Genomic DNA, 11,468 nt, shown 5'->3' on the forward strand with positions numbered 1-11,468 from the left:
CATCCCAGTAAGCTACAGAGCGGCATCCCGATTGACATATTTTCGCCGGTTCGGTGAGAAAAGAGGCAAATCACAGGAAGTGTCGGAAATGCTATAACCACTATATCATCGCAGGAAAGAATGTAGAACGTTTTGATATAAGGCTAAGAAAAAGGCCAGCATTGCTGGCCTTAGATAAGGAGGGAGGAGATTACTTTTTCGCTTCCTGCCACTTGCCGTCGATGTAAAACGCAGACCAGCCCGTCGCTTTCCCCTCTTTTTCAGAGGCGACATACTGCTGTTTCGTTTTGCGGCTAAAGCGCACCATGGTCTTATTGCCGTCGGCATCGGTCGCCGGCGCATCAGCCAGGTAACGCAGCTTCTCGGGCAGACGATCTTTAAAGCGCTGCAGCTCTTCCACCAGCGGCGCGCGGGTTTCGCGCGATTTCGGGAAGGTATTGGCGGCGAGGAAGACGCCGGCCGCCCCGTCACGCAGCACGAAATAGGCATCCGATTTCTCACACGGCAGTTCTGGCAGCGGCACCGGATCTTCTTTCGGCGGCGCGACCTCGCCGTTACGCAGGATTTTACGCGTGTTCTTACAGTCGTCGTTGGTGCAGGCCATATACTTACCGAAACGCCCCATCTTCAGGTGCATTTCCGACCCGCACTTCTCACACTCCACCACCGGGCCGTCGTAGCCTTTGATGCGGAATTCGCCCTGCTCGATCTCGTAACCGTCACACTCCGGGTTGTTACCGCAGACGTGCAGCTTGCGCTGCGGATCGATCAGGTAGCTGTCCATCGCCGTGCCGCACTTCTGGCAACGGCGGCGCGCGCGCAACGCGTTGGTTTCGGCGTCGTCGCCTTCCAGCACGTTCAGCACTTCGTTTTCCGGGATCAGGTTGATGGTCTGCTTGCAGCGCTCTTTCGGCGGCAGCGCATAGCCCGAACAGCCGAGGAATACGCCGGTGCTGGCGGTGCGGATGCCCATCTTGCGTCCGCAGGCAGGACAGTCGATAGAGGTAAGCACCATCTGGTTCGGCTGCATGCCGCCCTCTTCCGGATCCTTCTCAGCTTTGTCCAGCTGCTGCGTAAAGTCGCTAAAGAAGTTATCCAGCACCCCTTTCCACTCCGCCTGGTTATTGGCGACGCGGTCGAGGCTGTCTTCCATGGTGGCGGTAAAGTCGTAGTTCATCAGATCGCGGAAGTTCTCTTCCAGGCGATCGGTGACGATCTCGCCCATCTTCTCGGCGTAGAAACGGCGGTTCTCAACGCGCACGTAGCCGCGGTCCTGAATGGTCGAGATAATAGCGGCGTAGGTAGACGGACGGCCAATGCCGCGCTTTTCCAGCTCGCGCACCAGAGAAGCTTCGCTGAAGCGCGCCGGCGGCTTGGTAAAGTGCTGGCTTGGCATCAGCTGCTGCAGATCCAGCGTCTCGCCTTTGGCTACGTGCGGCAGCGTGCGGTCTTCATCATTTTTGCGCAGCGCTGGCATTACGCGGGTCCAGCCGTCAAAGCGCAGCGTGCGCCCTTTTGCCTTCAGCCTGAAGTCGCCGGCGGCAACGGTAAGCGTGGTAGAGTCGTACTGCGCCGGCATCATCTGACAGGCGACGAACTGACGCCAGATCAGCTGATAGAGCTTCTGCGCGTCCGCTTCCATATCCTTGAGCTTTTCCGCCACTACGCTGACGTCAGAAGGACGGATCGCTTCGTGCGCTTCCTGCGAGTTATCTTTGCTGGCGTAGGTGTTCGCCGTCTCCGGCAGATACTTTTTGCCGAAGTTTTTGTCGATATAGCCGCGCGCCATCGCCAGCGCATCCTGGCTCAGGTTGGTGGAGTCGGTACGCATGTAGGTGATGTGGCCCGCTTCATACAGGCGCTGCGCCATCATCATGGTTTTCTTCACGCCGAAGCCGAGTCGCGTACTTGCCGCCTGCTGCAGCGTCGAGGTAATAAACGGCGCGCCAGGCTTGCTGCTGGTCGGTTTATCTTCGCGATCCACGACTTCATAGCGCGCATTTTCCAGCAGCGCGACGGCGGCCTGCGTCTGTTCGCCGTTGACCGGACGGAACGGGCTGTCGTTCTGGTGCGTGACGGACATCGCCAGCAGATCGCCTTTCGCCGTATGCAGATCGGCGTTCAGCTCCCAGTACTCTTCCGGCACGAACGCTTTGATCTCGCGCTCGCGCTCAACCACCAGACGCACCGCGACGGACTGCACGCGGCCGGCGGAGAGACCGCGGGCGATTTTCTTCCACAGCAGCGGCGAAACCATATAGCCGACGACGCGGTCCATAAAGCGGCGCGCCTGCTGGGCGTTGACGCGGTCGATATTAAGTTCGCCCGGCGTTTCGAACGCCTGACGAATCGCATTTTTGGTGATTTCGTTAAACACCACGCGGCTGAAGCGCTTGTCGTCGCCGCCGATCACTTCCCGCAGGTGCCAGGCGATGGCTTCCCCTTCGCGGTCAAGGTCGGTTGCGAGATAGATGTGGTCGGCATTCTGCGCCAGCGCTTTCAGTTCAGAGACGACTTTTTCCTTGCCGGGCAGGATTTGATAATCCGCCTTCCAGCCGTGATACGGGTCGACGCCCATGCGGCTGACCAGCGCAGCCTTTTCATCTTTTTTAACTTTTTTCGCTTTTTTGTCGCCGGCCCCGTCAGCACTCTTTTTCGCGGTTGAACCACTGGTCGGCAAATCACGGATATGACCGACGCTGGATTTCACCACGTAGTCACTACCGAGGTATTTATTGATTGTTTTGGCCTTTGCCGGGGACTCAACGATGACGAGTGCTTTACCCATATGTACCTTTACCTAATGAAAACGTCCTGATAAACGGGAGAGGATTTGATGCCCAGAAACCCATTGGGTTCAATATTGTTGCGCCTCTTTTGCTTTTCAAGGCTGCGGGGTCAATCTCGGGCCAGCTGGCATATGTTTATGCAAGGGTATGAATAAGAGCGACTTTTTCATCTGACACAATCACACATCCCGGTGTGATCTCCCTGAAATCTGAATCGCCCACACTCTACCTGATAAAATTCGTTACGCAACTTAATTAGCACTCAGTTGAATTTTGCGCCAGATTTTCAGACGTTTTGCTGATTTGCCGCGCAGCGCTTTCGGCACGTAATATAGAAAGGATTTTGAGCATGTCAAAAAGGCGATAATTAATGCAGAAAAATACCCAACCCATTTCACGCCAGGCGCTACTGGAAAAAGCCAATTCGCTTATCCGCGAACATGACGATTATTTTGCCGGGATGGAAGCTGACGAGGTGATTCAGCAGGGCGACGTGCTGGTGTTTCGCGGCCCCTTTTTTCTTGATGACGAAGGGCTGCCGACGGCGAAAACCACAGCGGTGTTTAACGTCTTTAAATACCTGGCGCTGACCCTCTCGTCGCGCTATCACCTGGCATAAAAAACCCGGCGTCAGCCGGGTTGGTTTAGCGGGAGGGGGCTGCGCGATGGCTGGCCCCGATGGCACAGCGGCCAACGCCGTCTCCCTGCGTGCGGGTCCCGCACAGACTCTTGCGCGGGACGCCTGCCTGCGGGAGTCCGCTCGCGTCAGCCTGACAACCTGCTAAAGCAGCGGTTTCTCGCCGCGCTGCCACCACTTCATCAGCAGGCGTTCTGCCACCGAGCCGGCGCTGTGGGTCACGCGGTCGATCATCTTGCGGCGGCGCGCATAGTGAACGCCCAGCACATTAAAGAGATCCATCTGGCTAATGATCAGCTCGTCGCTGGTGATGATATCGTCGATAAGATTTAATGCGATCGCCTGTCGGCCATACCAGTGCTCGCCGGTCGCGACTTTGTCGATATCGAGTGACGGACGCATCTGGTGTACAAAGTCTTTAAACAGCAGATGGGTTTCATTGAGATCTTCCTGAAACTTTTCGCGGCCCTCGTCAGTATTTTCACCAAACAGCGTCAGGGTACGCTTGTACTGCCCGGCAGTATGCAGCTCGACGTCGATATCGTTGCGCTTGAGCAGGCGATTGAAGTTAGGGATCTGCGCCACCACGCCGATAGAGCCGAGAATGGCGAAAGGCGCCGCTACGATGCGGTCGGCGACGCAGGCCATCATGTAGCCGCCGCTGGCGGCCACCTTGTCGACCGCCGCCGTCAGGCGCAGGCCGCGATCGCGCAGGCGTTGCAGCTGCGACGCCGCCAGGCCATAGCCATGAACTACGCCGCCCGGGCTCTCCAGCCGCAGCAGCACTTCGTCGCCCTTTTCCGCCACTGCCAGCACGGCGGAGACCTCTTCGCGCAGCGCGGCCACTTCGCCGGCATCCATGCTGCCCTTAAAGTCGAGCACGTAGAGCGTCGGCTTCTGGCTGGCGACAGCGCCCTGCTTCGCGGCGCGCTTCTCCGCTTTCGCCTTCTGCTTTTCCGCTTTCTTATGCTGTTTCAACCATACTTTCTGCACCTGCGGCTTCATTTTAGCCAGCTGCAGATCGTCCTTCATTTGCTGATAGTCGTCGCCCAGGTGCGTCAGCCGCAGCTGACCTGCCGCCTGCCCGCGCTTGCGCAGCGCCGCGTTGACGATAATCGCCACAACGGCGGCGACGGCGACCACCACCGTTACCGCTTTAGCGAGAAATAATCCATAACTGGAGAGTAAATCCATTCTGCCGCCTTATTAAACAGAGAATTAGCACCGATCGGAGAGTTTACCGGGTTTAGCGCCGCGCGTCGCCTGAAATGCCAGCGGCCGGCACAGAAAGCGCCTGAGGATGATTGCGCCCTGCGGCGAATTGAGGCATAAAGCCAAAAACCCGTTTACGCGCTCAAGGACATCGCCGTGCACTATCAACCGAAAAGCGACCTGCTGCAAAACCGCATTATTCTCGTCACCGGCGCCTCAGACGGCATCGGCCGCGAAGCCGCCATTACCTATGCGCGCTACGGCGCGGAAGTCATTCTGCTGGGCCGCAATCTGCCGCGGCTGGAGCAAACGCAGCAGGCAATCGCCCAGCTGGGCCTGCGCCCGGCGCACTGCCTGGTGTTCGATCTGGCGCAGGCGACCCCGGCATCCTGTCAGCAGCTGGCCGATCGGCTGGCGCAGCAGTTCCCGCGCCTCGACGGCGTGCTGCACAACGCCGGCATATTAGGCGAGATCGTGCCGCTGGCCGAGCTGGATCCGCAGGTCTGGCAGCAGGTTATGAAAATCAACCTCGACGCCACCTTCTTTCTGACCCAGGCCCTGCTGCCGCTGCTGCTGAAGTCGAGCGCCGGCTCGCTGGTCTTCACCACCTCCAGCGTTGGCCGCACCGGCCGCGCCGGCTGGGGCGCCTATGCGGTATCGAAGTTCGCCACCGAAGGCATGATGCAGGTGCTGGCGGATGAGTATAAGAATCAGTCGCTGCGGGTAAACTGCATTAACCCAGGCGGCACGCGCACCAAAATGCGCGCCTCCGCCTTTCCGCAGGAAGATGCCGGCAAGCTGAAAACGCCAGCGGACTTAATGCCGCTCTACCTTTATGTTATGGGCGACGACAGCCGCCGCAAAAGCGGCATCAGCTTCGACGCGCAGCCCGGACGCAAGCCCGGAGCGGCAGAGTAATGCGCGACGATCGCCACCAGCAGCGGCAGCAGCGGCTGAAAGAGCAGGTTGATGCGCGCATCGCCGCCGCCACGGAAACGCGCGGTATCCTGATGGTCTTTACCGGCAATGGCAAAGGCAAAACCACCGCCGCTTTCGGCACCGCGCTGCGCGCCGTCGGGCACGGCAAAAAGGTGGGTGTGATTCAGTTTATCAAGGGCGAATGGCCCAACGGCGAGCGCAATCTGCTGTCGCAGCACGGCGTGGAGTTTCAGGTCATGTCCACCGGCTTTACCTGGGAGACGCAGAACCGCGCAACCGACACCGAGGCCTGTCTGGCGGTGTGGCAGCACGCCAGACGCATGCTGGCGGACGAGGCGCTGGATCTGGTCCTGCTGGACGAGATCACCTATATGGTGAGCATGGATTATCTGCCGCTGGACGAACTGGAGCGCGCGCTGGACGCGCGTCCGGCGCACCAGAGCGTTATCCTGACCGGACGTGGCTGCCATCGCGCGCTGACAGAGAGGGCGGACACCGTCACCGAAATGCGGCCGGTTAAGCACGCCTTTGACGCCGGGATACAGGCGCAGCAAGGCATCGACTGGTAGGTAAAAAAAACGCAGCCCGAGAGCTGCGTTTTTATTAGCCGCGTTTGCTGCCGCCGCCGTTGCTGCTGCGTCGACCGCTGCCGCTTACCTGCGTGTGGCGCTTAACCGCGCGACGGATCTGATTCGCCTTGGTGCGGCGACGATCTTTTTCCACCGCCAGCTTGGTGACCGTCTCGTCATCCATCCCCACCAGCGAGCGCAGATAGTTCACCGCCGTCAGATCCATCTCCATCCAGCCGCCGCGCGGCAAGCCTTTCGGCAGGGTGATATCGCCGTAGCGCACGCGCATCAGGCGGCTGACCTGCACGCCGACTGCTTCCCACAGGCGACGCACTTCGCGGTTGCGTCCTTCGGTCAGGGTAACGTTATACCACTGGTTGACCCCTTCGCCGCCGGCGAAGCGCAGCGTTTTAAAGGCTGCCGGACCATCCTCCAGCTGCACCCCTTTGCTCAGCTGACGGATTTTGTCGTCGTCAACCTGACCAAACACGCGCACGGCATATTCGCGCTCGACTTCGCGGCTTGGGTGCATCAGACGGTTCGCCAGCTCGCCGTCGGTAGTAAACAGCATCAGGCCGCAGGTATTGACGTCAAGACGCCCTACCGCAATCCAGCGCGAGCCGCGCAGGCGCGGCAGACGATCGAACACCGTTGGGCGCCCTTCCGGGTCGCTGCGGGTGCAGAGTTCGCCTTCAGGCTTATAGTAGGCCAGCACGCGGCACACTTCCGTCGCCGACTCGGCGATAGAGACCAGATGGCCGTCAATGCGGATTTTCAGGGATTTATCATTTTCAATGCGGTCGCCCAGGGTGGCGAGTTTGCCATCGATACTGACGCGACCGGCGGCGATTTTTGCTTCGATTTCACGACGGGAACCGTGGCCTGCACGTGCCAGGACTTTCTGTAACTTTTCGCTCATAGCGGCCTCACTGTCGCCTTCCCAGGCGTCATTTGGGTTAATTTTCTTTAAAATCAACAACTTAAGTTATGACATTCCGCCCATTATACCTGTAATTTACCGACTTGTAACCTGCTTAATCAGGATAGACGCCGCGCACCTTATTTAACAACTGTGATCCTCTTCGCAACAGAATGTCATGCAGACTTGTATGGTAGCCTCACTTCTGACTAACAGGCGACTTGATATGACCTCTCTCTCCAGCCAGTCTGCACGCGCTAGCGCCGCGCGCGCCGACAACAACAGCGTAATACGCCGGGTTGCCAGCGCATCCGCCATCGGCACCGCTGCGGAATATTATGACTTTTTCGCCTACGGCACCGCTGCGGTACTCTTCTTCGGCCACCTTTTCTTTCCCAGCGATAATCCGCTGGTCAGCACCCTGGCCGCCTTCGCCACCTACGCCGTCGGCTTTCTGGCGCGGCCGATCGGCGGAATTATCTTCGGCCATATCGGCGATAAGGTGGGCCGTAAAAAAGCGCTGGTGGTCACTATTTTGATCGTTGGCCTGGGCACCTTTTGCATCGGGCTACTGCCGACCTACGCCACCATCGGTATCTGGGCGCCGGTATCCTTGATCGTTATCCGCCTGCTGCAGGGCTTCGGCGTTGGCGGCGAGCAGGCGGGTGCGGTGCTGATGACGGCGGAGTATGCGCAGCCCGCGAGGCGCGGCTATTTTGCCAGCTGGGTGCAGATTGGCGCGCCGACCGGCTTTCTGCTGCCGCTGGCGCTGTTCGCAAGCCTGAATGCGCTGCTGACGGCGGATCAGATGATGAGCTGGGGCTGGCGCGTGCCTTTTCTGCTGAGCGCCCTGCTGGTGATCGTCGGCCTGTTTATTCGGCTGCGCATTGACGAGTCGCCGGTTTTCGCCGAGATCCGCGCCACCAAAGCGGCAGAATCGCGGCCGCTGAAAGAGGTGATGCAGACCTCGCCGGGACTGGTGCTCAGCGGCGTGGCGGCAAAGCTGATTGAAGCCTGCGCTTTCGCGCTGTTTACGGTGATTATCCTGGCCTGGGGCAAAGCGAATCAGCTCGACAGCTCTGTACTGATGGAGAGCATGATCGTGGCGGTGATTCTGGAAATCTTCGCCATTCCGCTTATGGGCGCGCTTTCCGATCGCATCGGTCGCAAACCGGTCTTTCTGCTGGGTGCGCTGCTGATCGTGCTGTCAATCGTGCCCTTTTTCCTCGCCCTGCAGCAAAACAGCTACTGGCTGACGCAGATCGCCATGATCGTGGCGCTGACCCTGGGCCACAGCATGTGCTACGCGCCGCAGGCGTCCTGGTTTCCCGAACTGTTTCCCACCCACATCCGCTGCAGCGGCATTGCCGTAATCTGGCAAATCGGCTCGTTAATCGGCAGCGGCATCCTTGGCCTGACTGCGGTAAAAATCCTGCAGGTCACGGACGGCCACTGGTATGGACTGGCGATCTATGTGGGGGTGCTGGGGCTGATTTCGCTGGCGGGGCTGGCGCGGCTGCCGGAGACCGCGCCGGGACGGCGTAATGCAGAATATCACAGCTGGCAGCGGCGTTGACCCGACCTGGTTAACCGCAACGGCCCTCTGCGCGCGGCAATGATTAATTTGCCGCGCGGCAGCGCGGTGAGCGGATTTTCGCCAACCTGCTGAAGCAAAAATGCTTTTAGCCGCCGCAGCCTCTGATTGCTGCCGCTAATATATGGCGTTAGCACGGGATCCATTAGAGATACGGGACAATTAAAAGAGCGTTAAGCTTTACCCCTCTTCCCGCAGCATTTTTTTCATCTGGCTTCCCCACCCCCGCCAGTGAATTATTCTGAAAATTTGCTAAACAACGCCTCGATGACAGCGTTGATTCACTTAACACCCGTCTTTAAAACCGCAGATTGATTTAAGGCCCTATTTATTCACATTTCTCTTTAAGATTAATCTTAATCGATTGTTCGCCGATTATTTGCAGGTAAAATCAGAGCCAGAAACGCAAACAATCACTTTCGTATTATTAATCTTACAGTGTTGCTTCAGCGAAAGTTATTAACGGGATTTTAACTTACTCTTTGCGATTTCTTTAAAAAATAAACCGGCGCTACCGGAAATGCAGCGTTAATACGGCTCAATGATGAGTCTGAAATTGCATGTCAAAAGTCTTCACCAGGGATTTTCCGACATGCCAGCATGAAGATAATCACCATGAGAAAACTGTTCTTATGGCCGGCGTTTGCTGCGCTGGCTTTAAGCGGTTGCTCTGTGGGCCATACCGAATACAGCCGTACGGCAATGCAGCACGTGGACTTAAGTTTCACCGGCATTCCTACGGTTCTCGGCCTTGGCACGCTGGGCAGCAGCATTCCCATCACGCCTGAATATAGTCTGACGGCAGCACACGTGGCGAAATTTGCCGTGCAGCGCGTTAAGGCTTATCACCCCTATTGCGATCTGGCAATTATTTACCACAAAAACGACGCGACCACGCTGGCGAAATTCCGCAGCGGTGCCATCGGCGATCCGGTAAAAATGTACGGCTACAGTTTTATTTCCGCTATGCCGGTCGAGTCGTCAGGCAGTAATTTAGCGCGCACCGCTATTCGCAACAGCTGGAATAAAAAACCCTGTATGGCGATGGCGTCAAATGCCGGCGTAGTAAAAGGTATGTCGGGCGGCGCGGTCTATAACGCGGATAATACGCTGGGCGGCGTGATTGTGGGCTTTAGCGACGAAATAAAAAGCAGCAGCAGCGGCAGAGTGGTATTAAAAGATGTATCGCTTTATATCCCTTATTCCGACTTTAAAAACTGGCTGAAACAGAATATTGAACAGACGCCGCAGAGCGGCGCCTGAACAGCCAGGCTGCTACAGGAACGGGCGGGGATCGCCTGAGCCTTCGCGCACGATGGCGGGCGCATCGCTGGTAAGATCGACCACCGTTGTCGGCTGCTGGCCCAGCGTGCCGCCATCGATAATTAAATCGACCAGCTTGCCGATGCTGTGCTGAATATCTTCCGGGTCCGATTCGGTAAAATCGTTGCCCGGCAGGATCAGCGAGGTCGACATCATCGGCTCGTTGAGTGCCTCCAGCAGCGCCAGCGCGATCGGGTTAGAGGGCACGCGTAGCCCGATGGTTTTGCGCTTATCGTTCATCAGACGACGCGGCACCACCTTGGTCGCCTTGAGGATAAAGGTGTAGCTGCCCGGCGTGTTGTTTTTCAGCAGGCGAAACGCGCTGTTATCCACCTGCGAATAGTTGGAGATTTCCGACAGATCGCGGCACATCAGCGTGAAGTTGTGATTGCCGTCCAGCTGACGAATGCGGCAGATGCGCTCCAGCGCGTTTTTCTCTTCCAGACGGCAGCCCAGCGCGTAGCCGGAATCGGTAGGATAGACAATCACGCCTCCCTTATTGAGGTAGTCGACCGCCTGCGAAACCAGGCGCGGCTGCGGATTGTCCGGGTGAATATGAAACAGTTGACTCATAACAAACCTCGTATCACCTGTCCGCGTCAGAGCCTGCGGGCGCCAGCGCCGGGAAACGTTCCCATACCGGCTCCACGCCGGCCGGCAGCCAGAGTTTGCGGCCCAGCTCAATCCACGGACAGGGTTGGTGAAAATCGGAACCCTGCGATCCAGCCAGATCGGCGTCGCGGGCGTACTGCGCCAGCTGCGTGCGCTCATTTGGCGCCTGCTGACACTGCGCCACTTCCATGGCGTCGCCGCCCGCTTCGCGGAAATGTGCGATTAGCCGCTTGAGCCACTTAGCCGACAGACCGTAGCGGCTAGGGTGCGCCAGCACCGCGCAGCCGCCAGAATGGTGAATGGCATCAATGGCTTGTTTAATTGTACACCATTGCGGTGGAACATAGCCGGTTTTGCCGCGCGCCAGATAGCTTTTGAAAACCTGCGCCACCGTGTCGGCTTTACCCTGCTCAATTAAGAAGCGCGCGAAGTGGCCGCGCGTAATCACGCCGCCATCCGCCAGCCGCGCCGCACCCGCCAGCGCGTCGGGGATGCGCGCCTTCTCCAGCCGCTCGGCGATCTGCGCCGCACGCGCCTGACGGCAGCGCGCCTGCTCCGCCAGAAAGGCGATCATCGCCGGGTGGCTGATATCGATGTTCAGCCCGACGATATGAATCTCATGGTTTTCCCACAGCGTCGATGCCTCCACGCCCGCCAGCACCTTCAGCGGCAGCGCCTGCTCGCTGACGGCGCGCTGCGCTGCGGCAACCCCCGCCACGCTGTCGTGATCGGTAATCGCCAGCACGCCGACGCGCATGTCGACGGCGCGCTGCACCAGCGCCTCGGGCGTCAGTAGCCCGTCAGAGGCGCGGGTATGGCTATGTAAATCATAAAGAGGAAAACGGGCAATGTCGTTCAAATGGCACTCCTGCTG

General features: G+C 58.4%; 10 protein-coding genes. 5 read left to right on the plus strand and 5 right to left on the minus strand.

Annotated elements, in window-relative coordinates:
- Positions 1–190 precede the first annotated feature (190 nt).
- On the minus strand, positions 191–2,788 hold the full coding sequence (gene topA, locus MHZ97_RS17375; RefSeq protein ID WP_239315240.1) for a type I DNA topoisomerase: 2,598 nt from the start codon (positions 2,786–2,788) through the stop codon (positions 191–193).
- 371 nt (positions 2,789–3,159) lie between these two features.
- Between topA and MHZ97_RS17380 the strand changes: the two genes are divergently transcribed.
- The gene (locus MHZ97_RS17380) at positions 3,160–3,408 is read left to right on the plus strand and encodes a YciN family protein (protein WP_103795969.1); all 249 of its coding nucleotides are present in this window, start codon (positions 3,160–3,162) and stop codon (positions 3,406–3,408) included.
- A gap of 162 nt (positions 3,409–3,570) precedes the next feature.
- Here the strand turns inward: MHZ97_RS17380 and sohB are convergent, their stop codons facing one another.
- Positions 3,571–4,620 (minus strand): protease SohB, encoded by a 1,050-nt coding sequence (sohB, locus tag MHZ97_RS17385; RefSeq protein WP_239315241.1) that lies wholly within the window; start codon positions 4,618–4,620, stop codon positions 3,571–3,573.
- A gap of 174 nt (positions 4,621–4,794) precedes the next feature.
- Between sohB and MHZ97_RS17390 the strand changes: the two genes are divergently transcribed.
- Together MHZ97_RS17390 and cobO are read left to right on the plus strand one after the other, a co-directional pair.
- Complete coding sequence (locus MHZ97_RS17390; RefSeq protein ID WP_103795971.1) at positions 4,795–5,556, plus strand: YciK family oxidoreductase; 762 nt, start codon at positions 4,795–4,797, stop codon at positions 5,554–5,556.
- Positions 5,556–6,146 carry a cob(I)yrinic acid a,c-diamide adenosyltransferase gene (gene cobO / locus MHZ97_RS17395; protein ID WP_103795972.1) on the plus strand — a complete coding sequence of 197 codons (591 nt, stop codon included), beginning with the start codon at positions 5,556–5,558 and terminating at the stop codon, positions 6,144–6,146. The genes MHZ97_RS17390 and cobO overlap by 1 nt, the downstream gene beginning before the upstream one ends.
- A gap of 34 nt (positions 6,147–6,180) precedes the next feature.
- On the opposite strand, the gene rluB is transcribed toward cobO, so the two are convergent.
- A complete protein-coding gene (gene rluB / locus MHZ97_RS17400; RefSeq protein ID WP_239315242.1) occupies positions 6,181–7,065 on the minus strand; it encodes a 23S rRNA pseudouridine(2605) synthase RluB in 885 nt (294 codons plus the stop codon).
- Positions 7,066–7,291: 226 nt separating this feature from the next.
- Between rluB and MHZ97_RS17405 the strand changes: the two genes are divergently transcribed.
- Both MHZ97_RS17405 and MHZ97_RS17410 read left to right on the plus strand, forming a co-directional pair.
- On the plus strand, positions 7,292–8,641 hold the full coding sequence (locus MHZ97_RS17405) for an MFS transporter (RefSeq protein ID WP_239315243.1): 1,350 nt from the start codon (positions 7,292–7,294) through the stop codon (positions 8,639–8,641).
- A gap of 633 nt (positions 8,642–9,274) precedes the next feature.
- Complete coding sequence (locus tag MHZ97_RS17410; protein WP_199187320.1) at positions 9,275–9,922, plus strand: serine protease; 648 nt, start codon at positions 9,275–9,277, stop codon at positions 9,920–9,922.
- A 12-nt stretch (positions 9,923–9,934) separates the two neighbouring features.
- Here the strand turns inward: MHZ97_RS17410 and MHZ97_RS17415 are convergent, their stop codons facing one another.
- The gene (locus MHZ97_RS17415) at positions 9,935–10,555 is read right to left on the minus strand and encodes an L-threonylcarbamoyladenylate synthase (RefSeq protein WP_239315244.1); all 621 of its coding nucleotides are present in this window, start codon (positions 10,553–10,555) and stop codon (positions 9,935–9,937) included.
- 13 nt (positions 10,556–10,568) lie between these two features.
- Positions 10,569–11,453: a PHP domain-containing protein gene (locus MHZ97_RS17420; protein ID WP_239315245.1), complete on the minus strand. Its 885-nt coding sequence runs from the start codon at positions 11,451–11,453 to the stop codon at positions 10,569–10,571.
- Positions 11,454–11,468: the final 15 nt, after the last annotated feature.

Source organism: Pantoea sp. ACRSC (genome assembly GCF_022346785.1).
GTDB classification, from domain to species: Bacteria; Pseudomonadota; Gammaproteobacteria; order Enterobacterales; family Enterobacteriaceae; genus Pantoea; species Pantoea alvi.